A 26,906-nucleotide genomic window follows, 5' to 3' on the forward strand; every position below is an offset into this window, starting at 1 on the left:
ATCAGTCCTGGCTCACGGCGCCGATCTTGTGCACCGACAAGTCCGCACCGTAATACTCCTCTTCCTGGCTCAGGCGCAGACCATGCAACGCCTTGATCCCGCCGTACACCACAAAACCACCGAGCAACGCGACGATCACACCCAACGAGGTGCCGATCAACTGGCTGATCAGGCTCACCCCACCCAGACCACCCAATGCACTCTGACCGAAGATGCCGCAGGCGAGTCCTCCCCAGACACCACACAAACCATGCAACGGCCAGACACCCAGCACATCGTCGATGCGCCATTTGACTTGAGCCGCGGTGAAGCACCAGACGAACAGGGTCCCGGCGATCACACCGGTGACCAGCGCGCCCACCGGGTGCATCAGGTCGGAACCTGCGCAGATCGCCACCAACCCGGCCAGTGGACCGTTATGCAGAAACCCCGGGTCGTTGCGTCCGACGATCAGTGCCGCCACGGTGCCGCCGACCATGGCCATCAGCGAGTTCACCGCGACCAATCCGCTGACGCCTTGCAGCGTCTGGGCGCTCATGACGTTGAAGCCAAACCAACCGACGATCAGGATCCACGAACCCAATGCCAGGAAGGGAATGCTCGACGGTGCGAACGCCACCAGCCGCCCTTCGCGATAACGCCCTTGCCTGGGGCCGAGCAACAACACCGCCGCGAGGGCCAGCCATCCGCCCATGGCGTGGACCACGACCGAGCCCGCGAAGTCATGGAAGCTGGCGCCAAATTGTTCCAGCAACCAGGCTTGCAGCCCGAAGTTGCCGTTCCAGATCATGCCTTCAAAGAACGGGTAGATGAACGCCACGATCAGCGCCGTCGCACACAACTGCGGAACGAATCTGGCGCGCTCGGCAATGCCTCCGGAAATGATCGCCGGAATCGCCGCCGCGAAGGTCAACAGAAAGAAAAACTTAACCAGCCCGTAGCCATGATCCGCGTTGATCACCGCCGCTGGTTGCATGAAGGTGACCCCGTAGGAAATCCAATAGCCTATAAAGAAGTAGGCCAGGGTCGAAATGGCGAAGTCGCTGAGAATCTTCGACAAGGCGTTGACCTGATTCTTTTGTCGAACCGTGCCGACTTCAAGAAAGGCAAAACCGGCGTGCATGGCCAGAACCATCACCGCACCGATAAGAATGAACAACGTATTGGAGCTATGGACCAGACTGTCCACAGCGCTTTGCAGATTTTCCATGGGTTGGCAGACCTGAAGGCTAAAAGGCACCAAAGCGGTTCGCGCAGAGAATTTGTGCACCAAGTTGCGGCTCGCAGGATCAAGGCATTGATCCCCATGAACCGCTTTGGCGCACAAGGCTGAAACCTAGACGCGAGTTTTAATTGTTTGAATCAGGGTTTTCCTGAAATCATGCCCGGCAACAGCGCAACGGCGCGGGCTGATGCACCATGACATAGCAAAAGTTGTACCAGTCATTTGTACTGAACCTTCACATAACGCTCATACTCGAACGCTTCAGAAGCCAATTACGGAGATCACCAATGGCCCGCATCAAAGCAAAGACTGCTCAAGATATCCTGATGAACGACTTTCAGACTCTGGTCAACGACACCGAGCGGTTGCTGGAACACACCGCAACCCTGGCTGGCGATCAGGCCGATGAGCTGCGCGCCCAGATCCACGACAGCCTGCTGCGTGCCCGCGAAACGTTGAAGCTGACCGAAGACTCCCTGCGCGAACGTGGCCAGGCTGCCGTTACCGCTGCCGAAGATTACGTACAGACCAATCCATGGCAATCGGTCGGGATTGCGGCGGGTGTCGGTTTTCTGATTGGCCTGCTGGCCACTCGGCGCTGATATGTCTATCGGTGAATCCAGCTCGTCCGCGACGGGCACAAGCTCTTCATCGCGGCGCCTGGGTGCCGCTTTTCTTGGACTGTTGCACAGCCATGTCGAACTGTTCGGCATCGAGTTGCAGGAACAGAAAGCGCGCACCGTAAGCCTGTTGCTGTTTGCAGGCCTGGCGCTGGTCTTTGCGTTGCTGTTGCTGGTGGGCTTGTCGACGCTGGTGCTGATTCTGTTCTGGGACACCTACCGTCTGCCAGCGATCATCGGACTCTGTGTGTTCTACACCCTGGCTGCAGTTTTCTGCGCCATGCGCCTGAAAGCAGCGATTTTCGATGAGTCCTCACCCTTCCACGGCACCCTGGAAGAATTGGCCAACGATAGGGAGCGCCTGCTGCCATGAGCCTGCCTGAATTGCCCCATAACAGCTCTCGCACCGAAATGCGCAAGGCGCTGATACGCCTGCGCATGGAAATGCATCGCCAGGAAATCCGTCACGAATCCGCGCAATTGCTGCAACCCCTGCAGCGGGTACGCGGGATGACGAAAAACCTGCACGATGGCTTCGGCATCAAGCACGCCCCGCTCTGGGGCATGGCCGCCGTGACGCTGCTCGGTTTTCTGACCGGTAAAGGTGCCAAGAACGGCGGTACCGGCAGCCTGACCCGGCTGGTTCGCCTGGGCACAACGCTGGGCCCCCTGATCAAATTGGTCATGCAGGGTTCTTCGCGCAAAGACTGAATAGCCACTATCTGGCTGCATTCTTGCAACACCACCGGGATTAACCTCTTTATCGAGAGGTTCAATCCTGTGTGCCTACCCGGCGAACAGCTCAATCCAAAAACAAGACCTTACTAAGGAGGCCTCGTGATCGACGGGCAACCGCTCGCCTGCTTTCAGCCATTTATCGATACCGCCACGGGCCGTATCGCGGGTGTGGAAGCGCTGGGTCGACTGCGACAGGCCGACGGTCAACTGGCTTCGGTGGGGCCGTTGTTCGCCGACCCGCGAACACCCGCCATCGCCCTTCGCCGCCTTGACCGGCAGATCCGCGATAACGCGCTGAGCCGTTTGCATGAAGCGCCATCGGACTGGTTTCTGAGCCTGAACATATCACCGCGCTGGATCAACCGCTTACGGCCGGACCAGGCTCTACCGAGCCTCAAGCAATTGAGCCGACACAACGTCGATCCGCAACGCATCGTCTTCGAGATCACCGAACTGGGGGGCGACATCCAGCGCCTGGCCGATGTCGTGGCACGCTATCGACACGCCGGGGCACGGATTGCCATCGATGATTTTGGTGCCGGTTACTCGCAACTTGATCGCGTGCTGGCCCTGCAACCGGACATTCTCAAGCTCGATATGCGACTGTTCCAGGCCGCGGCATTGGGCGGCCCTAGTAGCGACGTGGTGAAAGCCCTGGCGCAAATGGCCGAGAAAACCGGGTGCTGGATCATTGCCGAAGGAGTGGAAACCGAAGATCAGCTCAATTTCGCCCTGGAGTGCGGCTCGCGTTACGTACAAGGATTTCTCTTTGCCCGGGCGCAGGAGGACTTCTTCGCCACCGACGCCTTTGTCGAACGTTTCGCGCAACTGCGCCAGCGTTATGTTCAGCAGAAACTGGGCGAACGCGGTCGACTGATGATCATGCGCCAGCAACTCTGCGAATTGATGGCGATCCTGCAAGCCTGGGCCCTGGCCCGTGCGCCGCTGAGCGCCTTGCCACAGCTGCAGGCGTTTCCATGGCTATTGCGCTTCTATCAATGCGACCGTCACGGCACCCAGTTGACGCCCAATCTGGAATGGCGCAACAACGGCTGGGAGGCCGATAACCGCTACCTGGGTCATAACTGGTCGTGGCGACCCTATTTCTATCAGTTGCTGGCCGAGGGCTGGGAAGAGCGGCGCCTGACACTGTCCACGACCTACCGCGATGCCACCAGCAATCAGTATTGCCTCACCGCCGGGCAATTTTTCGACAACGGCGAGCGACTGCTGCTCATCGACATCGACGCCGCCGGGCTCTAGTACTGCTTGCAGGCGCAGGCACGAACCCGGAAGCTAGAGGCTCAGTCACCTGACGGAGAGTCCAGCCTTGGATTGGCAAACCCTGCTTACCCGCGAACGCCTCGGAAAGCCTCTGCACAGCCCGGAAGAACTCGGCCGCAGCCCTTTTCACAAAGACCACGATCGCATCATCTTCTCGGGTGCCTTTCGCCGCCTCGGGCGCAAGACTCAGGTCCACCCGGTCACCAGCAACGATCACATCCACACACGCCTGACCCACTCGCTGGAAGTCAGCTGTGTGGGTCGATCGCTGGGCATGCGCGTCGGTGAGACCATTCGCAGCGCCTTGCCCGACTGGTGCGAACCGAGCGACCTGGGGATGGTGGTGCAATCGGCTTGCCTGGCCCATGACATCGGCAACCCACCCTTCGGGCATTCCGGCGAGGACGCGATCCGTCACTGGTTCCAGCAGGCCGCCGGCCGTGGCTGGCTGGACGCCATGAGCGACGTCGAACGCAATGACTTCCTGAACTTCGAAGGCAACGCCCAAGGCTTCCGGGTGCTCACCCAGCTCGAATACCATCAATTCGACGGCGGCACCCGGCTGACCTACGCCACGCTGGGCACTTATCTGAAATACCCGTGGACGGCAAAGCACGCCGATTCATTGGGCTACAAAAAGCACAAGTTCGGCTGCTATCAGAGCGAACTGCCGTTGCTGGAGCAGATCGCCCTTAAGCTCGGCTTGCCGCAATTGGAGGAACAGCGCTGGGCACGCCATCCACTGGTGTACCTGATGGAGGCTGCGGACGATATCTGTTACGCGCTGATCGATCTGGAAGATGGCCTGGAAATGGACTTGCTGGAGTACGCCGAAGTCGAGTCTTTGCTGCTCGACCTGGTGGGTGATGATCTCCCGGAAACCTATCGCCAACTGGGCCCGCTGGATTCGCGTCGGCGTAAACTGGCGATCCTGCGGGGCAAGGCCATCGAGCACCTGACCAATGCCGCCGCCCGGGCCTTCGTCGAGCAACAGGACTCGCTGCTGGCCGGCACGCTGCCCGGCGATCTGGTGGAGCACATGCATGGTCCGGCCAAGCGCTGCGTCTTGAATGCCAAAGACATGGCGCGCAAAAAGATCTTCCAGGACAAGCGCAAGACGCTGCACGAAATCGGCGCTTATACCACCCTCGAAATCCTCCTCAACGCATTCTGTGGCGCGGCACTGGAACAACACAACGGTCGAACACCGTCCTTCAAGAGCCGGCGCATCCTCGACCTGCTAGGCAACAATGCGCCCGATCCTCATGGTCCTTTACACACCTCGTTCCTGAGAATGATCGACTTCATCGCCGGCATGACCGACAGCTATGCCAGTCAAATGGCACTGGAAATGACCGGTCGCTCAAGCCACGGATAACCGTGCATCGTTCAGCCGCGCCAGGGCCTCCTGACCGGCTGATCGACGTTCCGTGCATTTCTCGTTTCAATCCGCGCGTCAGCAGAATCGTGCAGAGCCGACTGATCGAATGAACGGTCCGATCGCGAAATAATCACGCGCCCTCTGCTCGACAGATGAAGCATGAAAAAACCCATGTCTGAACACGATTGGCGCATCTTGCTGGTGGAAGCCGCCCCTTCCAGCTCAGGGCCAACCAGCCAAATGGGAATGATCAGACAGGCCATTTTGCTGAGTAGTCTGACATCCATTGAACTGGACGCTCTTGAAAGAATAGCCGTCGAACACGGGCTGCCCTTGTTGGGCTATTTGATAAAACCCCTGAAACAATCAGACCTTAGAAACTTATTGACCTTGATTTCACTGTAAAAAAGCCCCCAAACAAAGACACACTAAAAAACATTTAAACAACAATCTAATCCATTTCAAATCAATCTGTCCGACCCACCAAACGCACAAACAACACCTTGACTGATCCTCATGCAAAACCTAGTTGATCCGTAGTCCGATTCTTCTTCGAATGTAGGAATTATCTTATATTGCCACTACAGGCCTGTCAGTTGATCCCCCCCTCAACTATCTGAGCTAAGGTGCGCGCTTTATTTGAGCGCGTATGGGATTTGATTATGAACTCCGTTTTTATTGTCGACGATCACCCTGTCATCCGTCTTGCCGTCCGAATGTTGCTCGAACATGAGGGTTACAAAGTCGTCGGCGAAACTGATAATGGGGTCGATGCCATGCAGATGGTTCGTGAATGCATGCCAGACCTGGTCATTCTTGACATCAGCATCCCCAAACTGGATGGGCTGGAAGTTCTCTCCCGCTTCAACGCAATGAGTACCCCCCTCAAAACGCTGGTTTTAACAGCCCAGTGCCCGACACTTTTCGGTATTCGCTGCATGCAATCCGGCGCGTCCGGGTATGTATGCAAACAGGAAGACCTTAGTGAACTGGTGAGCGCAATTAAAGCGGTACTATCAGGTTACAACTATTTCCCCAGCCAGGCCTTGAATCCTGTCCGTGCTGACGATGAACGATATTCCGACCTTGAACTGTTCAAGTCAGTCAATGACCGAGAGCTGATGGTATTGCAACTTTTTGCCCAAGGCCGCACTAACAAGGAAATTGCCAAGGGCATGTTCCTGAGCAACAAGACTGTCAGCACTTACAAAAAACGTCTCATGCAAAAACTCAAGGCCAAATCACTCGTTGAACTCATTGATATGGCAAAACGCAACGCGTTAGTGTGAGAAACAGGATGCCCAGTCGTTTAATGGATTATCTGATACCGCTGGTCGCGGGTTTATGTCTGAGCACCTCAGCGCACGCGGCACCGACGGCGAGCGAGCAGTACACTCTGCTCAGTCGCTCAATGACCGGACACATGGAAGTCCAACTGGATAAATCGCAACAACAATGGCTTAACAATAAGCGTGAACTGATTCTGGGCACCTCTGCCCCCGACTACCCTCCTTTCGACCTGACCATCAGCGGCCGCGACTACGAAGGTTTCACTGCTGATTACGCGGGCATCCTGGGCAAGGCCACCGGCCTGCCAGTCAAGGTCCAGCGCTACGTTTCCCGGGGAGACGCGATCAAAGCCCTGGAAAAAGGCGAGGTCGACATGCTCGGCAGCGCCAATGGTTTTGAAGCCCGCAATGCGGACATCGTGCTGTCCTTGCCCTATGCCGTGGATCAACCGGTTCTGGTGACACGGGAAGGCGAAACCAGATCCCTGAGCGACGGGCTCGCCGGACTGCGCCTGAGCATGGTTTATCACTACTTGCCGCTGGACGAAGTCAAAGCCCTGTACCCGAAAGCCATCATCACTTCCTACCCCTCCTACCAGAATGCAATCAATGCGGTGGCTTTCGACCAGGCCGATGTTTTTCTGGGCGACACCATTTCAACCCATTACATCATCAACAAGGGGTATCTAAACAACATCCGCATGGCCAACTTCGGTAAACACGAGGCCCACGGTTTCAGCTTCGCCGTACACAAGGGCAACCCGGCTCTGCTCGGGATCATCAACGCCATCCTCAAAGCGACACCTGGCAGCGAGCGAGAAAACATCGCCAAACGCTGGAGTGCGGGCAGTGACATTCTTCTCACCGATCAGAAACTGCAACTCAGCGACCGTGAACAACGCTGGCTGGCGCAACATCCCGTCGTGCGGGTCGTGGTCAACGAAGCGTTGGCCCCGCTGACCTTTTTCGACAGCGACGGTAACTTCCGGGGCGTATCCGCCGACTTGCTCGAACTGATCAGATTGCGCACCGGTTTGCGCTTCGAGATCCATCGCAGCCGTAACGATGACGAGATGATCGAGCAGGTCAACAGCCATCAGGCCGACCTGATTGCCGCCCTGCTCCCCAGCACCCAACGTGAAGCGATGCTGAACTTCAGCCGTCCTTATCTGGAAAACTCCGTTGTACTGCTCACTCGCAAAGCTGCCGACAGCCCGTCAAATCTGACGCAACTCACGGACAAACGCCTGGCCATCGCCCAAGGCAATCCTATGGCGGACTACCTGCGCCGCGAGTTCCCGCGAATCCATCTGATCGAAACGCCGGACACCTTCAGCGCCGTGGAATTGCTCGCCGAGGGTCAGGCGCAAGGGACGGTGAGCTCTTTGGTGATTGCCAACTATTTCATCTCATCGCGAATCTTTGAGCACGCACTTCAAATCAGCACCACCATCGGTACCCGGCAAGCCGCGTTCTCCCTGGCGACCGGGCGTGACGCCAAAGAGCTGGGTTCGATCCTCGACAAGGCCCTGCTGAGCATCGCGCCGGAAGAGCTGGGCATTATCAACAGCCGCTGGCGAGGCTACTCGTCTGCTTCGCAAAGTACGTGGCGCAACTATCACCGAGTGTTCTATCAGATCGTTCTGGGTGTCGGCGTGCTGCTGCTGATGTCCATGACCTGGAACGCTTACATGCGTCGCCAGATCAATCAGCGCCTGGCCGCCGAGCTCGCCCTGAACGACCAACTCGAGTTCATGGGATCGCTGGTCAACGGCACGCCTCATCCCATCTACGTGCGCGATCGCCAGGGCTTGCTGCAAAGCTGTAACGACAGTTACCTGGAGGTCTTCTGCGCCAAACGCGAAGACGTGATTGGTAAAAACGTCATGCAGGGCAGCTTAAGCAACTCATTTGAAGCCCAGGAATACCAGGCGGATTACCAACGCGTCGTGGCCGAAGGAACTCCGCTGATTCTCGATCGGCCATTGCATATCGGTGGCCGCACACTGACGATTTATCACTGGATACTTCCCTACCGGGACTCCAGCGGTGAAGTACAAGGCATCATTGGCGGCTGGATCGACATCAGCGAGCGCCGACAACTGTTCGACGACCTGCGTGCCGCGAAAGAGCGTGCGGATGAAGCCAACCGTGCCAAAAGCACCTTTCTGGCGACCATGAGCCATGAAATCCGCACGCCGATGAATGCCATCATCGGCATGCTCGAACTGACCCTCAAGCGTATCGATCACAGCCACCCGGATCGCCCGGCCATTGACGTGGCCTACCACTCGGCGAAAGACCTGCTGAACCTGATCGGGGACATTCTTGATATTGCGCGAATTGAATCCGGTCGCCTGAGCCTGAGCCCGGAACGCGTCAACCTGAGAGAAACCGTGGCGTCGGTGGTGCGGATTTTCGACGGACTGGCCCGCCAGAAAAATCTGCGCCTGCGGCTGGACTTCAACCCGGCAGAACCACCCTCCGATGTCCTGCTGGACCCAATGCGCTTCAAGCAGGTGCTGTCCAACCTCGTCAGCAACGCCATCAAATTTACCGAACAGGGTCAGGTCCGGATTGTGGTCGAACTGCATCCGACCGACGAAACCGGCCGGGTGCTGTTGCACTTACAGGTTCAGGACAGCGGGGTCGGGATCAGCGAACAGGACCAACGGCGTTTGTTCGAGCCTTTCGCCCAGGCCGATCATTCCGCGCAGGCAGCCAGAGGCGGCGCGGGGCTTGGTCTGGTGATCAGCCGCAATCTGTGCGAGATGATGGGCGGCAACCTGCAGTTGAGCAGCCAGGCTGGTATCGGCACTCAGGTCAGGATCTCGCTGAACCTTGCAACACTGCCAGCGGAGCGGGTGTCGAAAACCGCTGAACCGTCCCTCCACCCGACCTCGGCTGTGCTGAACGTCCTGGTGGTCGACGACCATCCCGCCAATCGCTTGCTCATGTGTCAGCAACTGGAGTTCCTGGGGCATCGCTACAGCGCCGCACCGGATGGCGAAGCGGGGTTGAAGGCCTGGAAGGACAACGTGTTCGATCTGGTGATCGTCGATTGCAACATGCCGATCATGGACGGATACGAACTGGCTCGCTCCATTCGCCAACATGAACAGCAAACGCAGAGCCGGCCTTGTACCGTGTTGGGCTTCACCGCCAACGCACAACCGGAAGAAATACAACGCTGCAGACAAGCCGGAATGGACGACTGCCTGTTCAAACCCCTGAGCCTGACAGCCTTGAGTCAATGGGTTGAAGGCGTTGCGCCAACGGTCCGCACCCCGGCCTTCAGTCTTGAAGGGCTGCATCTGCTGACGGGTGGCAGCCCGACACTGGACCGGCGCCTGTTGTCCGAACTGCTGAACAGCAATCGTCTGGATCGGCAAGAGTTGCTGGCGTTGTCCCCCACGGAAGATCGGCAGGCTTTCATCGAGGTGGCCCACAAAATCAAGGGTGCTGCGCGAATCGTCCAGGCTTGCCGATTGATCGACAGCTGCGAGGCGCTGGAAAACGCCTGTCATGACGTGCTCCCCCCTGAAGCAGTCGTCAATTGCACCAAGGCCATGGACCGGGCGATGGTCGAACTGGAGCTGGCATTGGAGCAGGCGCTGCAGCAACAGATAGGCCACAACGAGAAAAGCAGAATGATGGAGCCTTAACTATGCTTGGACGCTGAGCAGTGTGTTAAACATCATGGAGAGACCCGCAATGCCCAGCCCACTGCGCCCGGATCAACGCCGGTTTCCGCTGCACATCCATATCAGTGTGATGTTCACCTTTCTGTTATTGCTGACCGGTGCGGTGCTGGGCATTTTCAACTACGGGCAAACCACGCAGATCATTCTTTCCAGCAGTGAAAAGCTCTTCAACCGCATCGAGCAGGATGTCCGCCTGGACCTGCAAGGCACCTACGAACCGATTCGCCATCTGCTGAGCCTGCTAGCGGACTACCCGGCGACCCGCGCTCCGGATCTGGAGCAACGCCTGGCGTTGCTCCAGCCCTTTAGCCAGTCGCTCAACGACAACCCTAACCTGGCATCGTTGTACCTGGGTTATGGCAACGGTGATTTTTTCATGGTCCGCCCCTTGCGGACGGCATCCCTGAGAACTGAACTGAAAGCCCCCGATTCAGCAGCGTTTCAAGTCTGGAGCATCGAGCACAGCAGCAGTGGTCAGATCCGCTCCCAATCCCTGTTTTTTGATCAATCCCTGACGCTCATCAACCGCCTGGACAACCCCGACGAAACCTTCGATCCCCGCACTCGTGCCTGGTTCTCCAGCGCACGCGGCGACGTGAACCAGATCACCACTGACCCCTACGTTTTTTTCTCCACCCGCAACGTCGGCACTACCTTGGCCCGGCGCAGTGGTGAAAACGCGGTGATGGGGGCCGACCTGACCCTGGCCGAATTGTCGGCCACCCTGACCAAACACGTGGTGACGCCCCATACCGAAATCGTGCTGTTCGATGCCCAGGGCAATGCCATCGCCTACCCCGACAGCGACAAGCTGATCATCGACGGCCAGACCGCTCGCCTGAACAAGGCTGCCGACCTCAGCCCCGGCCTCGGCGCCCTGCTCTCCAATCCTCCTGCCAGCAATCGGCTGGACGCCGCCGGTCGTCAATGGATCGTGGCGCGCAGCAGCATGACGGAGGGCGGCCCCCAGGGACTGCAACTGGCGTTGCTGGTGCCGGAGGACGAATTGCTCGCCGATGCCTACCGCATGCGCTGGCAAGGCGCGCTGATTACTCTGGCGACATTGCTGCTGTGCCTGCCCGTGGGATGGTTGACCTCCAGAGTCCTGGTCAAGCCCCTGCGCACGCTGGTGCAGGAAGCCGATGCGGTGCGCAGTTTCAATTTCGACTTTCCGATCGGCCACAGTTCGCCGGTGCTTGAAATTGACCAACTGAGCGTGTCGATGGCGCGGATGAAGGACACTCTGGGCAGTTTTTTCCAGATCACCGATAGCTTGAGCGCGGAGACCCGCTTTGCGCCGTTGCTGCAGCGGGTGCTGTTTGAAACCGTGAAGATCGGGCAAGCCCAGGCCGGTCTTATTTACCTGCGCGAACGTGACAGCGATCGCATGGAGCCCCAGGGCCTGGTCATCAATGGCACGTCACAAGCATTGCCCTCATTCGGAGTTCAGGGACACGAACTCCAGGATCCGCAGAGTCCTCAGTGGCTGCAGCAGTTGTCGAACGCCGACAATATCGTGACCAATCTGGGTTTCGAACAGGCGGGGGATTTGCAGAAGGTGATGCTCGCGCTGGAATACCCCCGGGTGCACCTGATCGGCATCCGCTTGCACAATCGGCACAACGAAACCGTGGGCCTGCTGATCCTGCTTTTGACCGACAGCGGCACACAAAGCGACCTGGAAAAACTGCGCCCGGACCGCATCGCGTTTCTCCAGGCGGTGTCCGGCGCCGCGGCCGTGAGCATTGAGAGCCAGCGCCTGCAAGCCAAACAGAAACAACTGCTGGACGCCTTCATTCAACTGCTGGCCGGCGCGATCGATGCCAAGAGCCCTTATACCGGAGGCCACTGCCAGCGAGTGCCGGAGCTGACCCTGATGCTCGCCCAGGCGGCGGCGGCCAGTCAGGCCCCGGCCTTCAGCGACTACCAACCCACCGAAGATGAGTGGGAAGCCTTGCACATTGCGGCCTGGCTACACGACTGCGGAAAGGTCACGACGCCAGAATACGTGGTCGACAAAGCCACCAAGCTTGAGACCCTGAACGACCGCATCCATGAAATCCGCACCCGTTTCGAGGTCCTCAAGCGCGATGCCTGGATCAATTATTGGCAAGCCGTCGCCCTGGGCGGTGACGAGCAGCACCTGGCCGAATTGCGTAATGCCAACCTGGCCGGGCTGGATGATGATTTCGCCTTCGTCGCCCGCTGCAATCTGGGCGCAGAGGCCATGGCCGAAGCCGATCTGCAACGGCTGCGCAGCATTGCCCAGCGCAACTGGACCCGAACCCTGGACGATCGAATCGGTGTGTCCTGGGAAGAAAACCGCCGCCAGGCACGAACCCCGGCACCGACCTTGCCGGTCAGCGAGCCGCTGTTGGCGGACAAGCCCGAGCACCTGTTCGAACGCGCCGAAAGCGAACTGATTCCGGAAGACAATCCCTGGGGTTTCAAGCTCGATGTGCCGCGCTACAAATACAACCGAGGCGAGCTCTACAACCTGAGCATCACCCGAGGCACGCTGACCCGCGAGGAGCGTTACATCATCAATCATCACATGGTGCAGACGATCCTGATGCTCAGCCACTTGCCCTTCCCCGGCCACCTCAACAACGTCGCGGAAATCGCTGGCGGCCACCACGAGAAAATGGACGGCACCGGTTACCCCAAACAGTTGAAGCGCGAAGAAATGAGTCTGCCGGCACGGATGATGGCGATTGCCGATATTTTCGAGGCACTGACCGCCGCCGATCGCCCTTACAAGAAGGCCAAGACCTTGAGCGAAGCGCTGGGCATCATGGCCACCATGTGCCGTGACGCCCATATCGATCCGGAGTTGTTCGGCTTGTTCATCAACGCCGGCATCTATCTGCAATACGCCGACCGATTCCTCGATCCAAGGCAGATCGATGCGGTCGACCCGTCAAGCCTGTTGCTCAAGGCCGGCTTGAGGGTGTGATCAGCAATCGGTCAGACGCAGGAAAATCGCCGCCAGTTGCTCGATACCGGCCTGATCGTCAGCTGTAAACCGCGCCAGACTCGGGCTGTCGAGGTCCAGCACGCCAATCAGGCGACCGTCCTTGACCAGCGGCACGACCAGCTCGCTGTTCGAGGCGCTGTCGCAGGCGATGTGCCCGGGGAACGCGTGAACGTCTTCGACCAACTGGGTCTTCAAGGTCGCCGCCGCCGTCCCACACACGCCGCGACCGAACGGAATCCGCACACAGGCGATCTGCCCCTGAAACGGGCCAAGCACTAGCTCCTCGTTACGATTGAGGTAGAAACCGGCCCAGTTCAAGTCGTCGAGCTGGCTGTACAGGAACGCCGAAAACTGCGCGGCGTTGGCGATAAAGTCACGCTCGTCCGCCAGTAGCGACTCCAGCTGCGCCCATAACATGCCGTAACCGTCCAGGCCTTGGCCGCTCTTCTGTAAATCGATCATGCTTTGTGCTCCAACAGCTTCAGCCCCACCCAATAGCGGGCAAATTGATACGCGCAGCGTCCATTGCGGTTGCCCCGGCCCGTAGCCCAGCGCACGGCGAGGATGTCCAGCTCTTCGTTACGCTGCCACTCAAGGCCGGATTTTCCGGCCAATTGCCCGATCCAGTGCTCGACGACGTCAAGGAAGTGCTCTTGAGTAAACGGATAGAACGACAGCCACAATCCAAAACGGTCCGACAGCGCGATCTTGTCTTCCACCGCCTCGCTGGGATGCAGTTCGCCATCGACCCGTTTCCAGTTTTCGTTATCGCTTTCCTTCTCCGGCACCAGGTGGCGACGGTTAGAGGTGGCGTACAGCAAGACGTTATCCGGCGCCTGTTCGAGCGAGCCGTCGAGCACGCTCTTGAGCACGCGATAGTCGCCTTCACCCGACTCAAACGACAGGTCATCGCAGAACAGCACGAAACGCTGAGGCAGCCTGGCGATCTGCTCGACCACGCGCGGCAGGTCCGCCAGGTGATCGCGCTCGATCTCGATCAACCGCAGGCCGGCCTTGGCGTGCTCGGCCAGCAATGCGCGTACCAGCGACGATTTGCCGGTGCCGCGCGAACCCCAGAGCAGTGCGTGGTTGGCGGGCATGCCGTCGAGGAACTGCTGGGTATTTCGCCCCAGTTGCTCCACTTGGCGGTCGACACCGATCAAGTCGGACAACCGCGTGTCGAGGCTGACATGCAACGGCAGCAGAAACCCGCTGCGGCCCTCGCGTTGCCAGCGCGCGGCCAGGCATTGCGTCCAGTCGATGGCTTGCCGAGGAGCAGGCAAGAGCGGTTCGATACGGGCCAGGACAGCATCGGCGCGTTCAAGAAAAGCATTCAATCGGGAATCCACGTCTTCTCCTCGGGCACGTTCACAGTGATGATGGCATTGCAGCGACGCAACGAAGCATTCGGCACCCGGTTCATCCCTTGTTGCACAAGGGCTCGCGAGAACATCGGTATCCATGCATGATCGACTATGCTTGAGCAGCGAAGGGAAACGGAAGTGGTTCAACACCCCATGGATATCAAATTCACCCACCGGCTGTCATACAAGCAAGCCAGGCTGACCGTGCTTGTCGGTTTCATTCTGGGCACGCTGCTCAGTCTGCTGCAAATAGGCATCGATTATGCCAGCGAAGACGCCTCCATCAACCGTGAAATACTGTCTTTACCGGAAATCAGCCATAACCCCGCGTCCCGCATCGCCTACAACATCGACGCCGAACTCTCCCAGGAACTGACCATGGGCCTGTTGCGCTCGCCGGCGATCATCGGTGCGCAATTGACTGACAACAACGGCACCGTCCTGGCCAGCGTCAAACGCCCGACCCTGCAAAGCAATTATCGGATGATCAGCGACTTCCTGTTCGGCGCCAACCGCCAGTTTGAAGACCGCCTCTACCTCGATCACTTGCCGAACGAATCACTCGGCACCTTGCGACTGGAAGTCGATACCTACGCCTTCGGCAGCCGTTTCCTGCGCCGGGCCGAGGTGACGCTGCTCAACGGCTTCGCTCGCAGCCTGATCCTGACCGGCATCCTGTTGGCGCTGTTCTACGTGATGCTGACGAAGCCGCTGGTGCGGGTCATCCGCGAACTCAGCGGGCGCGATCCGCGTAGCGCGGAACCGACCTGGCTGGAATACCCGAGCGGACATAAAAACGATGAAATCGGTGTGCTGGTCAAAGTGGCCAACCAGCAGTTCGAAAACATCGCCACCGAAATCCAGCAGCGGCGCAACGCCGAAAACCGCCTGACCGACTACCTCGGGCAACTGGAAAACATCGTCTCGGCCCGCACCGCGGAGCTCAAGGCGATCAATGCCCGGCTCAGTCAATCGAACCAGGAGCTGGAAGTCGCACGAAGCACCGCCCTCGATATGGCCGAAGCACGTTCGGTGTTTCTCGCCAATATGAGCCATGAAATCCGCACACCGCTCAACGGCCTGCTGGGCATGATCGCGCTCTCGCTGGACGGCCCGCTCAATGCCGAACAACAGCAACAGCTGTCCATTGCCCATGACTCGGGCAAAGTGCTGGTGGAACTGCTCAACGATATTCTCGACCTGTCGAAATTCGATGCCGGCCAGCTCGAACTCGAACACATTCCGTTCGACCTCGGGTCGCTGATCGAAGACACCGCCAATCTGCTGTCGCAGAACGCCGCGCCCAGCGTCGAGTTGACCTGCCTGATCGATCCGCACTTTCCGGCGTTGGTGCTGGGGGATCCGACCCGCGTCCGGCAGATCGTCAGCAACCTGTTGTCCAACGCCCTCAAGTTCACCCGTTTCGGTCGGGTGGATGTGCGCCTTTCAACCTTTGAAGATGGCGTCAGAATCGAAGTCTGCGACACCGGTATCGGGATTGCCCAGGATGCTCAGGTCAAAATCTTCCAGCCTTTCACGCAGGCCGGCGCCGGCATAACCCGCCAATTTGGCGGCACCGGGCTGGGCCTGGCGCTGACCTATAACCTCTGCGAAGCGATGCAGGGGCGGCTGACCATCAGCTCGGAAGCGGGTTTCGGCAGCCAGTTCTGCGCCGACCTGCCGTTGCCCTGCCATACCCGGGCCATCGCCCCACAGCCGTTACCGGGCAAGGTCATTGCCGTCACCGCGGCCAACAGCGGCCTGGCGGAACTGCTGAAAAACCTGTTGCCCGGCTGGGGGCTCGACTATCAGCAACGGTCCATCGATGACTCGTTCATCGGCCTCGACCCGGACGTGCTGATCACCGACTGTCCCGAATGCCTGTTTGGCCTGCGCCCGACCCTCGACGCGCCTATCTTGCTGGTGACCGCCTATGGCAGCTTCATGCCCAGTGAAGAAGCCAACGCCCTGGCGCCCCTGCAACAGCAGGCTCGTCCTTTGGCGCGCAATGCGCTTTACCAGACATTGCGCCGGGTGCTGCTGCCCGAAAGCAACCTGATCAACGGTGCCCGGGTCGAAAACCTTACCCCCCAACGACGCGGACGTGTCCTGCTGGTCGAGGACAACCCGGTCAATCAATTGGTGGCCAAGGGCATGCTCGGCAAACTCGGTTGCGAGGTGATCGTCGCCGCTCACGGTGCCGAAGCCCTGGATCAGCTTGAGCACAGCGAATTCGACCTGGTGCTGATGGACTGCAACATGCCGGTGATGGATGGCTATGAAGCCAGCCGACAAATCCGTCGCAGCGGGCGCTGGCCACAACTGCCCATCGTGGCCTTGACTGCCAACGCCATGTCCGAGGAACGCGAACGCTGCCGTGTGGCGGGCATGAGCGATTACCTGGCCAAGCCCTTTCGCCGAGAAGAACTGGCCGCGTTGCTCGACCTGTGGATACCGACTACGACAGCGCTTTGATTTGCCCCAGCAGGTGATCGAGACCGTCGCGCAGATCATGCAGGCGATCCAGATCGACGCCGCTGTCGCACAGCAACCGGGCCTTGAGCGGCCCGACCTGATCACGCAAAGCCTTGCCGGTCGGCGAAAGACTCAGGTGCACTTCTCGCTCATCGCGCGCCGAACGCTGGCGCTGCACCAGTTGCAGCTGCTCAAGGCGCTTGAGCAACGGCGTCAGGGTGCCGGAATCCAGCGCCAGGCGTTCGCCCAGCGCCTTGACCGTCGGCTGCTCCGGCGCCGTTTCCTGCCATTCCCACAACACCAGCATCGCCAGGTATTGCGGATAGGTCAGGCCCAGTTGATCGAGCATCGGCTTGTAGGCGCGGATCACCGCCCGAGAAGCCGCATACAGCTTGAAGCAGAGCTGGCTGTCGAGCTTCAGCGAATCGACGGACAGGGTGTTCATTTGAGCAGGGCTTCGATCTCGCGGCTCAGGTCCTGCGGCTTGGTTGCCGGAGCGAAGCGCTTGACCAACTGGCCGTCCTTGCCGATCAGGAACTTGGTGAAGTTCCATTTGATGCCCTGGGAGCCGAGCACGCCCGGTGCACGTTTCTTCAATTGCACAAACAGCGGATGAGCACCGGCACCATTGACGTCAATCTTCTTGAACAGCGGGAAGGTGACACCGAAGTTCAACTCGCAGAACTCGGAAATCGCCCCTTCGTTACCCGGTTCCTGCTTGCCGAACTGATTGCAGGGAAAGCCGAGCACCACCAGGCCTTGATCCTTGTAGGTCTGCCACAATTCTTCCAGGCCTTTGTATTGCGGGGTAAAACCGCACTTGCTGGCGGTGTTGACCACCAGGACGGCTTTGCCGGCGAAATCGGCCAGGGTTTTCTGATCACCTTTGATGGTGGTCACCGGGATGGTCAGCAGGTTGTCGCTCATGGGTTTGGCTCGAATTGACGGAACAAGCCATGAACATAGCGAGCAATTGAATTGTGTGCAATTTAAATGTGTGGGGGCGCCGGATATCTTCGGATATCTGTAGGGGCTAAGCCTGCTCGCGAAGGCGTCGGGTCAGTCACCATCTGTGCTGAATGTTGAGACGCCTTCGCGAGCAAGCTTCGCTCCTACATGGCTCGCATTACTCGCGCGATATCAGGTCCAGGCACACCGAATTGATGCAATAACGCAGACCGGTCGGCGGCGGGCCATCCGGGAACACGTGCCCCAGGTGCGCGTCGCATTTGGCGCAAACCACTTCAGTGCGGATCATGCCGTGGCTGACATCACGGATCTCGACCATGGCGCTGTCGCCGATCGGCGCGTAGAAGCTCGGCCAGCCGCAGCCGGAGTCGAATTTGGTTTTGGAGTCGAACAGCGGCTCGTTGCAGCAGATGCAGTGATAGACACCGTCAGTTTTGGTGTCGTTGTATTTGCCGGAGAACGGCCGTTCGGTGCCCTTGAGACGGCAAACGTTGTACTGCTCTGGATCGAGCATTGCCTTCCATTCTTCCAGGGTTTTATCCAACTTTTCCATCGTCACACCTCAGCAGCTGAAAAAGCCCGATCTGTACCTTTTCCACGGATCGGGCGGCACGTATGATTGCGCCTCGTCAAACGCCAGTCTGGCAGCCAGGCCACGCGCATTCAAACGGATTTATGGGTGCTGCATCTCAAGGCGTCAGGCCTGTGTGAATACGCAGGATTCCCAGTACGGTAGTTCATACGCCGCCTGGATCGTTCATTTTCGGGAACACATCGCCATGCAGGTCAGCAAATCGAACAAGCTCGCCAACGTCTGCTACGACATTCGCGGCCCAGTGCTCAAGCACGCCAAACGCCTGGAAGAGGAAGGTCATCGCATCCTCAAGCTGAACATCGGCAACCCGGCGCCCTTTGGTTTCGAAGCGCCGGACGAAATCCTCCAGGACGTGATCCGCAACCTGCCGACCGCTCAGGGTTACAGCGACTCCAAAGGCCTGTTCAGCGCGCGCAAGGCTGTCATGCAGTACTACCAGCAAAAGCAGGTGGAAGGTGTCGGCATTGAAGACATCTACCTGGGCAACGGCGTTTCCGAGCTGATCGTGATGTCGTTGCAGGCATTGCTGAACAATGGCGACGAAGTGCTGGTGCCAGCGCCTGACTATCCGCTGTGGACGGCTGCCGTGAGCCTGTCCGGTGGCAACCCGGTGCATTACCTGTGCGACGAGCAGGCCAACTGGTGGCCGGACCTGGCCGACATCAAGGCCAAGATCACCCCGAACACCAAGGCCCTGGTGATCATCAACCCGAACAACCCGACCGGTGCCGTGTATTCGAAAGAAGTGCTGCTGGGCATGCTGGAACTGGCACGCCAGCACAATCTGGTGGTGTTCTCCGACGAGATCTACGACAAGATCCTGTACGACGATGCCGTGCACATCTGCACCGCCTCCCTGGCGCCGGACCTGCTGTGCCTGACCTTCAACGGTCTGTCCAAGTCTTATCGTGTGGCCGGTTTCCGTTCCGGCTGGATCGCCATTTCCGGTCCGAAGCACCACGCCCAGAGCTACATCGAAGGCATCGACATGCTGGCCAACATGCGCCTGTGTGCCAACGTGCCGAGTCAGCATGCAATCCAGACCGCTCTCGGCGGTTACCAGAGCATCAATGACCTGGTGTTGCCGCACGGTCGCTTGCTGGAACAGCGCAATCGCACTTGGGAACTGCTTAACGATATTCCGGGCGTGAGTTGCGTGAAGCCAATGGGGGCGTTGTATGCGTTCCCGCGGATCGATCCGAAAGTCTGCCCGATCCACAATGACGAGAAGTTCGTGCTCGACCTGCTGCTCTCCGAAAAACTGCTGGTGGTGCAAGGCACGGCCTTCAACTGGCCTTGGCCGGATCACTTCCGTGTCGTGACCTTGCCACGGGTGGACGAACTGGACATGGCCATTGGCCGGATCGGTAACTTCCTCAAATCCTACCGCCAGTAAACTGAACTTCACCGTGCGACACGTGCATCGGTCGCACGGTGATTAATTCAGCAACATATCTTTGCCCCCTGTCAGCCATCACTGCTCCTGTCGCTTACTGAAGCCACGTTTTGGGGCCGCGTCTAACAACGACGGGGCCTGAGAGGCGAATTGGCTGTCAAACACCTCCCGCATCGCCGTCGGAATTGCCCTGCAAGCAGCTAGACTGTTGCTGTAGGACACAGTTTGAAATAGTCACTCGGTTGAATAGCCCGGTGCAGCACCTTATATACCCCGCAGTACGCTACATCTTTAGCATGAGGAGATTTCTACAACCATGATGCGCATCCTGCTGTTTTTGGCCACTAACCTGGCGGTCGTGCTGATTGCCAGCATCACCCTGAGCCTTTTCGGCTTCAACGGGTTCATGGCGGCCAACGGGGTTGATCTCAACCTCAATCAGCTGCTGATTTTCTGTGCGGTCTTTGGTTTCGCCGGTTCCCTGTTCTCGCTGTTCATCTCCAAGTGGATGGCGAAGATGAGCACCAGCACCCAAATCATCAGCCAGCCGCGCACACGTCACGAGCAATGGCTGCTGCAAACCGTCGAGCAACTGTCCCGCGAAGCCGGGATCAAGATGCCCGAAGTCGGGATTTTCCCCGCCTACGAGGCCAACGCGTTCGCCACGGGCTGGAACAAGAACGACGCACTGGTCGCGGTCAGCCAGGGTCTGCTCGAGCGTTTCTCGCCGGATGAAGTGAAAGCGGTCCTGGCCCACGAGATCGGCCACGTAGCCAATGGCGACATGGTCACCCTGGCGTTGATCCAGGGCGTGGTGAACACCTTTGTGATGTTCTTCGCCCGGATCATCGGCAACTTTGTCGACAAGGTGATCTTCAAGAACGAAGAAGGCCAGGGCATCGCCTACTACATAGCGACGATCTTCGCCGAACTGGTCCTGGGCATTCTGGCCAGCTCCATCGTCATGTGGTTCTCGCGCAAACGTGAGTTCCGTGCCGACGAAGCCGGTGCACGCCTAGCCGGTACCAGCGCAATGATTGGTGCCTTGCAACGCCTTCGTGCCGAACAGGGCCTGCCGGTGCACATGCCGGATACGCTGAATGCCTTTGGCATCAACGGCGGCATCAAACAAGGGTTCGCTCGCATGTTCATGAGCCACCCGCCACTGGAAGAGCGTATTGACGCGTTGCGTCGTCGGGGCTGATAGCTCTCGCACTACGCGTTAAAAGAAAAGGCCCGCAGTGAATGCGGGCCTTTTTTTGTCTGCTGATTTTTGCGCTGTTCATTCGGGCCCCATCGCGAGCAAGCTCGCGATGGTCCAGTGAAGCCACTACAAATCTATCGGCTGGAAACCCGATAAACCCGCTCTTCAAGCCGAGTAACGCCACTTTCGATAAACTTCCAGCTCTCGCCCAATACGTCCTGGTCTTCCAGAATCTTCAGCTCCCAGGTTGCCCCGAACAACCGTTGCACTTCGTCATCGGGCACGGCAAACGGTGGGCCTTCCTTCTGTGCCTGGTCGTAATCCAGAGTAATCAAAAGCCCGAGCGAATCCTTCGGCAGAATCCGCTTCAAATGCTCGGCGTATTGCTCACGCATCGGCGGCGGCAACGCGATCAATGCCGCGCGGTCGTACAGCGCGCTGCAATCGGCGACATCGCCGGCCGTCAACGCGAAGAAGTCGCCGCACCAGACCTCGATCGAACCCGCCCGATAGACCGTGAAAGGCCCCTGGTCGCTGACGTCCGGATCAAATTGATGCTCGTGGAAGAAGTCTTCCACCGCCTTTTCCGACAATTCGATGCCCAACACCTCGTGACCGCATTTCGCCAGCCAGAGCAGATCCAGGCTTTTCCCACATAGCGGCACCAGGACGCGCGCGCCCTCCTCCAGGCCCAGCTGCGGCCAGTAACGTTGCAGATATGGATTCACTTCCGGCAGGTGAAAGCCGATCTGATTCGACGTCCACCGCTTGTGCCAAAACTCCGGCTGCATAATTAATCCCGAAAATTCGATCAAAAGACCCTAAAACTTATATTAGATTTAGATCAATGATCTGACTGAAGATGCTGCCATCTTACCCCTCAGGAGCTCTTTCATGTTCCCCAGCCTGTACATATCCCATGGCTCGCCCATGTTGGCACTGGAACCGGGTGCCAGCGGGCCCGCCCTCGCTCGCCTGGCCGCCGAAATGCCGAAACCGGAAGCCATCGTGATCGTCTCTGCACACTGGGAAAGTAACGACTTGCTGGTCAGTGGCAATCCTCGGCCTGAAACCTGGCACGATTTCGGCGGCTTCCCGAAAGCACTGTTCGAAGTGCAATACCCGGCACCCGGCAATCCTCAACTGGCTGGCGAGGTGGTCGAGTTACTGCAGGCCGACAACCTGCCGGCACGGATCGATACCAAACGCCCCTTCGACCACGGCGTCTGGGTGCCTTTGTCGTTGATGTATCCGCAGGCCGACATCCCGGTGGTGCAAGTCTCGCTGCCCACCCGTGGCGGCCCTGCCCTGCAAACCCGGGTCGGCCATGCCTTGGCCAGCCTGCGCGAACACGGCGTGTTGTTGATCGGCTCCGGCAGCATCACCCATAACCTGCGTGAACTGGACTGGCACGCCGGCCCGGAAAGTGTCGAACCGTGGGCCCGGACGTTCCGTGACTGGATGATTGAAAAACTCGCCGCCAACGATGAAGCCGCACTGCACGATTATCGTCAGCAGGCGCCAAACGCAGTGCGCAATCATCCCAGCGATGAGCATTTGCTGCCGTTGTACTTTGCTCGCGGGGCTGGGGGTGAGTTCAGCGTTGCCCATCAAGGGTTCACCATGGGTGCGCTGGGGATGGACATCTACCGTTTTGACTGACAGGTAGACCGAGGCGTCCCCTTCGCGAGCGGGCTCGCTCCTAAGGGGCTCACAATCCAATGTGGGAGCGAGCCTGCTCGCGATTGGGGCAACTCGATGCCCAGTCCAGGCACAAACAGCAGGCCAAAAAAAATCCCCGAACCAGTCGGGGATTTTTTATGTTCGATCAATCAGCTCGAGAGCGGATCAATCTTCGCGATAGCGACGCAGCTTCAACTGCTTACCGGCAACGCGAGTGTCCTTCAGCTTGGTCAGCAGACGCTCCAGACCATCTTCCGGCAGCTCGACGAGGCTGAAGCTGTCACGCACCTGGATGCGACCGATTGCTTCGCGAGCCAGGCCACCCTCGTTGAGGATAGCGCCCAGCAGGTTCTTGGCAGCGATGCCATCGCGCGCACCCAGCGCGGTACGGCAACGAGCACGACCTTCGGCCAATGGAACCGGAGCACGACGCTCACGATCACCACGGTCCGGACGATCACCGGTGCGCTCTGGACGATCGCCACGCGGTGCGTTGTTCGGCACCAGTGGACGTTCTTTCTCGATCGCGGCCAGGGTCAGCGCCTGAGCGTTGGTTGCCTTGCGCAGCAGAGCAGCGGCCAGTGCACGCGGGGTGCAACCGATGTCGGCAGTCAGGCGATCCAGCAGATCACCGTGGGTCGATTCAGCATCAGCTACCAGTGGCGACAGGCTGTTGGTCAGTTTCTTGATGCGGGCATCGAGAACGGCCTGAGCATCCGGCAGGCGGACTTCAGCAACTTTCTGACCGGTTACACGCTCGATCACTTGCAGCATGCGGCGCTCGCGCGGAGTCACCAGCAACAGTGCACGACCTTCGCGACCGGCACGGCCAGTACGGCCGATACGGTGAACGTAGGATTCTGGATCGTACGGCATGTCAACGTTGAATACGTGAGTGATGCGCGGAACGTCCAGGCCACGAGCAGCAACGTCGGTCGCCACAACGATGTCCAGACGGCCATCCTTGAGGGATTCGATCACGCGCTCACGTTGGTTCTGAGCAATGTCACCGTTCAGCGCAGCGGCTTTGTAGCCTTTGGCTTCCAGGGCACTGGCCAGGTCCAGGGTCGCTTGCTTGGTGCGCACGAACATGATCAGGGCGTCGAAGTCTTCCACTTCCAGCAGGCTCAATACAGCCGAGGTCTTCTGGTCAGCGTGAACCAACAGGTGAGCCTGTTCGATCGCGGTAACGGTCTGAGTCTTGGTCTGGATCTTCACGTGTTGCGGATCGCGCAGATGGCGTTCGGCAATGGCACGGATCGACTGCGGCAGGGTGGCCGAGAACAACACGGTCTGACGGGTTGGCGGCAGAGCCTTGAAGATAACTTCGAGGTCGTCCATGAAACCCAGTTTGAGCATTTCGTCCGCTTCGTCCAGAACCAGGTGGTTCACGGTCGACAGGACTTTTTCGTCACGACGCAGGTGGTCGCACAGACGGCCCGGTGTGGCGACAACGATCTGTGCGCCATTACGGATTGCTTTCAGTTGTGGGCCCATCGGGGCGCCGCCGTAAACGGCCACAACGGTAACGCCCGGCATTTGCTTGGCGTAGGTTTCGAAAGCGGTTGCTACTTGCAGCGCCAACTCACGGGTTGGCGCCAGGATCAGGGCTTGCGGCTCGCGCTTAGCAGGATCGATGCGGTGCAGGATCGGCAGGGCGAACGCGGCGGTTTTACCCGTACCGGTTTGCGCCTGACCAATCATGTCGTGACCGGCCATGATGATCGGGATCGATTGCTGCTGAATAGCCGAAGGCTCTTCGTAGCCAGTCGCGATGACGGCTGCAAGAATGTTCGGATTAAGATTAAAAGCGGCGAAGCCGCCGGTTTCCTGGGTCATGGGTCTGCCTCTAAGTGCATCCGCAAAGACCCATGCTCCAAAGCTGCGCATGCCGTGTAAGACTCAAGAGTCGCCCTGGCTGCTTTGTCGGCGGGGATTTGCGAAAACGAATGAATGAAAAAGATTCGTCAAGGGAGAGTCCGCTGTGCGGACGTGCAGCCGAAGCTGACTTCGGGAAATTGCGCTACCTAAACGCGGCCCGGTTAAAGGCCGGCGCGCACTATACCGGAAATCGCCCAAAAAGGGAGCATTATTTGTCGGAAAACTGACGTATACACCGTTATGTCACACGCTTTGCAGATAATCGTGCAACGGTCTATTTTTCAAAGGCCCGGCCCTGCTGGCGATGGCGCTAAAACGGTTCATCCTTGTGACGCAGACCAGCGGTTTTGACCCGCGGCCTGGCACACCCTTCCCGCCCGAGGAAATGCTCCATGAATCAGCCCGACTCCAGTCGTGTCACCCGTGAAAAACACGGCCATGTCCTGATGATCGGCCTGGATCGGGTGGCCAAGCGCAATGCCTTCGACCTCGATCTGCTCAACGCACTGAGCCTGGCTTACGGCGAGTTCGAGGCCGACAGCGAAGCGCGGGTGGCGGTGGTGTTCGCTCATGGCGAGCACTTCACCGCCGGGCTCGACCTGATCAATGCCAGTGCGGCCCTGGCCGAAGGCTGGCAGGCACCGCTCGGCGGTTGCGATCCGTGGGGCGTGTTTGCCGGGCCCCGGGTGAGCAAACCGGTGATTGTCGCCGCGCAAGGCTACTGCCTGACCATTGGCATCGAGTTGATGCTGGCCGCCGACATCAACCTCTGCGCCAGCAACACCCGATTTGCGCAGAAGGAAGTGCAGCGCGGGATCTTCCCCTTCGGCGGTGCCACGTTGCGCCTGCATCAAGTCGCCGGCTGGGGCAATGCCATGCGCTGGCTGCTGACTGGCGATGAATTTGATGCGCATGAAGCGTTGCACCTGGGGTTGGTGCAGGAAGTCATGGCCAGCGAGGATCTGCTGCCACGGGCCATTGAATTGGCTGAACGGATCGCCCGGCAGGCGCCGTTGGGGGTTCAGGCGACGTTGATGTCTGCCCGGCAGGCACGATACGAAGGGGAAACTGCGGCGGCGCAGGCATTGCCGCCGCTGGTGAAGAAGTTGCTGGCGAGTGAGGATGCCCGGGAAGGTGTGCGGTCGATGATCGAAAAGCGGCCGGGGGTCTTCAAGGGCTGCTGACAGATTTGCTTTTGTGGCGAGGGAGCTTGCTCCCGCTGGGCTGCGAAGCGGCCACAAAATCTTCGCAATCAATGCAAATCTTGTGAGTGCTGCGCACTCAAGCGGGAGCAAGCTCCCTCGCCACAAGGCCTCATTGCATCAAGTCGCCGGGCGAATCGCCTTGATCAACGACTGCAACGAATACCCCAACCGCGGCGCCAGCCCTTCGGCCCGGGCAAGCAGTCCATTCATGTCCAGTTCCTGATCCAGCTCCGAAGGCACGATCAGAATCACATTGCCCTCCTTCACCGGCAGCTCCCAGTAATGCCGGTGATAGAGCCCGCGCAACAATGCAGCACCCAAGGGCTTGCCGTCGTCGGTGGCCCATTGATTGATCACCAGCCAGCCGCCCGGATTCAAGCGTTTCTGACAGTTTTCCAGGAAGCTCCAGGCCAGATGCCCGACACCGGGACCGACATCGGTATAAAGGTCGACGAAGATCAAGTCCGCCGGTTCAGCGGTATCGAGCAACTCCAGCGCATCGCCGACGCGGATGTACAAACGCGGATCATCATCGAGCCCCAGGTATTCGATGGCCAGACGCGGTACGTCGGGGCGCAATTCGATGGCTTCTACATCTTCAAGGGGCAGAAACTTGAGGCACGCCTGGGTCAGCGTGCCGGCGCCGAGGCCAAGAAACAGTGCGCTTTCCGGCTGTTCGTGGCACAGCGCGCCAATCAGCATCGCCCGGGTGTAATCGTACTCGAGCCAGCTCGGGTCAGCCGTGAACACGCAGCTCTGCTCGATGGCATCACCGAACTCGAGAAATCGGTAATCGGCCACCTCCAGCACGCGAATCACGCCGAACTCATCCTGTACCTCGGCGAGCAAATGCTCGACGCGCTCCTCAGTCATTTCGTCTCCTGATCGTCGCCTGGCCCGGCAACGCGATAATCCG

General features: G+C 59.0%; 22 protein-coding genes and 1 pseudogene. 14 read left to right on the forward strand and 9 right to left on the reverse strand.

Translation table 11 applies throughout. From position 1 onward, the window contains the following. Nucleotide 1 precedes the first annotated feature (1 nt). A complete protein-coding gene (locus BLU63_RS00790; protein WP_010461260.1) occupies nucleotides 2-1,210 on the reverse strand; it encodes an ammonium transporter in 1,209 nt (402 codons plus the stop codon). A 302-nt stretch (nucleotides 1,211-1,512) separates the two neighbouring features. On the opposite strand from BLU63_RS00790, the gene BLU63_RS00795 reads away from it, so the two are divergent. The 9 genes and pseudogenes from BLU63_RS00795 to BLU63_RS00835 all read left to right on the forward strand — a co-directional run bounded on the left by BLU63_RS00795 (nucleotide 1,513) and on the right by BLU63_RS00835 (nucleotide 13,197). Next, entirely contained in the window at nucleotides 1,513-1,827 is a 315-nt protein-coding gene (locus BLU63_RS00795; RefSeq protein WP_010461262.1) for a DUF883 family protein, read from the forward strand. A gap of 1 nt (nucleotide 1,828) precedes the next feature. Beyond that, entirely contained in the window at nucleotides 1,829-2,218 is a 390-nt protein-coding gene (locus BLU63_RS00800; RefSeq protein ID WP_042932237.1) for a phage holin family protein, read from the forward strand. Then, a complete protein-coding gene (locus BLU63_RS00805; protein ID WP_010461265.1) occupies nucleotides 2,215-2,556 on the forward strand; it encodes a hypothetical protein in 342 nt (113 codons plus the stop codon). The genes BLU63_RS00800 and BLU63_RS00805 overlap by 4 nt, the downstream gene beginning before the upstream one ends. A 126-nt stretch (nucleotides 2,557-2,682) precedes the next feature. Further along, nucleotides 2,683-3,846 (forward strand): EAL domain-containing protein, encoded by a 1,164-nt coding sequence (locus BLU63_RS00810; RefSeq protein WP_077747909.1) that lies wholly within the window; start codon nucleotides 2,683-2,685, stop codon nucleotides 3,844-3,846. Nucleotides 3,847-3,913: 67 nt separating this feature from the next. Continuing rightward, nucleotides 3,914-5,245, forward strand: a complete 1,332-nt coding sequence (locus tag BLU63_RS00815; RefSeq protein WP_010461269.1) for a deoxyguanosinetriphosphate triphosphohydrolase — start codon at nucleotides 3,914-3,916, stop codon at nucleotides 5,243-5,245. Nucleotides 5,246-5,482: 237 nt separating this feature from the next. Then, nucleotides 5,483-5,653: pseudogene (locus BLU63_RS00820) on the forward strand (response regulator); the annotation flags it as partial. Nucleotides 5,654-5,910: 257 nt separating this feature from the next. After that, nucleotides 5,911-6,537 (forward strand): response regulator transcription factor, encoded by a 627-nt coding sequence (locus BLU63_RS00825; RefSeq protein ID WP_010461270.1) that lies wholly within the window; start codon nucleotides 5,911-5,913, stop codon nucleotides 6,535-6,537. Between the two features lie 8 nt (nucleotides 6,538-6,545). Continuing rightward, nucleotides 6,546-10,202 carry a transporter substrate-binding domain-containing protein gene (locus tag BLU63_RS00830; protein ID WP_083374695.1) on the forward strand — a complete coding sequence of 1,219 codons (3,657 nt, stop codon included), beginning with the start codon at nucleotides 6,546-6,548 and terminating at the stop codon, nucleotides 10,200-10,202. 49 nt (nucleotides 10,203-10,251) lie between these two features. After that, nucleotides 10,252-13,197: an HD domain-containing phosphohydrolase gene (locus BLU63_RS00835; protein WP_083374696.1), complete on the forward strand. Its 2,946-nt coding sequence runs from the start codon at nucleotides 10,252-10,254 to the stop codon at nucleotides 13,195-13,197. Here the strand turns inward: BLU63_RS00835 and BLU63_RS00840 are convergent, their stop codons facing one another. After that, nucleotides 13,198-13,680, reverse strand: a complete 483-nt coding sequence (locus BLU63_RS00840) for a GAF domain-containing protein (RefSeq protein ID WP_077747912.1) — start codon at nucleotides 13,678-13,680, stop codon at nucleotides 13,198-13,200. Next, nucleotides 13,677-14,567: an ATP-binding protein gene (locus tag BLU63_RS00845; protein WP_010461274.1), complete on the reverse strand. Its 891-nt coding sequence runs from the start codon at nucleotides 14,565-14,567 to the stop codon at nucleotides 13,677-13,679. Before BLU63_RS00845 ends, BLU63_RS00840 begins: the two co-directional genes overlap by 4 nt. Before the next feature lie 168 nt (nucleotides 14,568-14,735). Here BLU63_RS00845 and BLU63_RS00850 point away from each other — a divergent pair, with 168 nt between their 5' ends. Continuing rightward, entirely contained in the window at nucleotides 14,736-17,057 is a 2,322-nt protein-coding gene (locus BLU63_RS00850; protein ID WP_083374697.1) for a hybrid sensor histidine kinase/response regulator, read from the forward strand. On the opposite strand, the gene BLU63_RS00855 is transcribed toward BLU63_RS00850, so the two are convergent. From BLU63_RS00855 to msrB, 3 genes are all read right to left on the reverse strand, one after another. Continuing rightward, nucleotides 17,041-17,502 carry a MarR family winged helix-turn-helix transcriptional regulator gene (locus tag BLU63_RS00855; protein WP_010461278.1) on the reverse strand — a complete coding sequence of 154 codons (462 nt, stop codon included), beginning with the start codon at nucleotides 17,500-17,502 and terminating at the stop codon, nucleotides 17,041-17,043. The two genes, BLU63_RS00850 and BLU63_RS00855, sit on opposite strands and share 17 nt — an antisense overlap. Beyond that, entirely contained in the window at nucleotides 17,499-17,984 is a 486-nt protein-coding gene (locus tag BLU63_RS00860; RefSeq protein WP_010461280.1) for a glutathione peroxidase, read from the reverse strand. Before BLU63_RS00860 ends, BLU63_RS00855 begins: the two co-directional genes overlap by 4 nt. A gap of 199 nt (nucleotides 17,985-18,183) precedes the next feature. Beyond that, entirely contained in the window at nucleotides 18,184-18,579 is a 396-nt protein-coding gene (gene msrB, locus BLU63_RS00865) for a peptide-methionine (R)-S-oxide reductase MsrB (RefSeq protein ID WP_083374698.1), read from the reverse strand. 226 nt (nucleotides 18,580-18,805) lie between these two features. Here msrB and BLU63_RS00870 point away from each other — a divergent pair, with 226 nt between their 5' ends. Both BLU63_RS00870 and htpX read left to right on the forward strand, forming a co-directional pair. Further along, nucleotides 18,806-20,017: a pyridoxal phosphate-dependent aminotransferase gene (locus BLU63_RS00870; RefSeq protein WP_010461284.1), complete on the forward strand. Its 1,212-nt coding sequence runs from the start codon at nucleotides 18,806-18,808 to the stop codon at nucleotides 20,015-20,017. A 316-nt stretch (nucleotides 20,018-20,333) separates the two neighbouring features. Next, nucleotides 20,334-21,221, forward strand: a complete 888-nt coding sequence (gene htpX, locus BLU63_RS00875) for a protease HtpX (protein WP_010461286.1) — start codon at nucleotides 20,334-20,336, stop codon at nucleotides 21,219-21,221. 134 nt (nucleotides 21,222-21,355) lie between these two features. On the opposite strand, the gene BLU63_RS00880 is transcribed toward htpX, so the two are convergent. Continuing rightward, nucleotides 21,356-22,012 (reverse strand): thiopurine S-methyltransferase, encoded by a 657-nt coding sequence (locus tag BLU63_RS00880; protein ID WP_083374699.1) that lies wholly within the window; start codon nucleotides 22,010-22,012, stop codon nucleotides 21,356-21,358. Between the two features lie 103 nt (nucleotides 22,013-22,115). On the opposite strand from BLU63_RS00880, the gene BLU63_RS00885 reads away from it, so the two are divergent. Beyond that, nucleotides 22,116-22,883: a DODA-type extradiol aromatic ring-opening family dioxygenase gene (locus BLU63_RS00885; RefSeq protein WP_077747916.1), complete on the forward strand. Its 768-nt coding sequence runs from the start codon at nucleotides 22,116-22,118 to the stop codon at nucleotides 22,881-22,883. Between the two features lie 186 nt (nucleotides 22,884-23,069). Here the strand turns inward: BLU63_RS00885 and BLU63_RS00890 are convergent, their stop codons facing one another. Then, complete coding sequence (locus BLU63_RS00890) at nucleotides 23,070-24,743, reverse strand: DEAD/DEAH box helicase (RefSeq protein WP_008146183.1); 1,674 nt, start codon at nucleotides 24,741-24,743, stop codon at nucleotides 23,070-23,072. Between the two features lie 434 nt (nucleotides 24,744-25,177). Here BLU63_RS00890 and BLU63_RS00900 point away from each other — a divergent pair, with 434 nt between their 5' ends. Continuing rightward, on the forward strand, nucleotides 25,178-25,969 hold the full coding sequence (locus tag BLU63_RS00900; RefSeq protein WP_083374700.1) for a crotonase/enoyl-CoA hydratase family protein: 792 nt from the start codon (nucleotides 25,178-25,180) through the stop codon (nucleotides 25,967-25,969). Nucleotides 25,970-26,107: 138 nt separating this feature from the next. Here BLU63_RS00900 and BLU63_RS00905 read toward each other — a convergent pair whose 3' ends face one another. Beyond that, nucleotides 26,108-26,863, reverse strand: coding sequence for a spermidine synthase (locus tag BLU63_RS00905; protein WP_010461296.1), 756 nt, complete (start codon nucleotides 26,861-26,863; stop codon nucleotides 26,108-26,110). Nucleotides 26,864-26,906: the final 43 nt, after the last annotated feature.

Origin of the sequence: Pseudomonas mandelii (assembly GCF_900106065.1) — a bacterium.
Classification (GTDB): Bacteria; Pseudomonadota; Gammaproteobacteria; order Pseudomonadales; family Pseudomonadaceae; genus Aquipseudomonas; species Aquipseudomonas mandelii.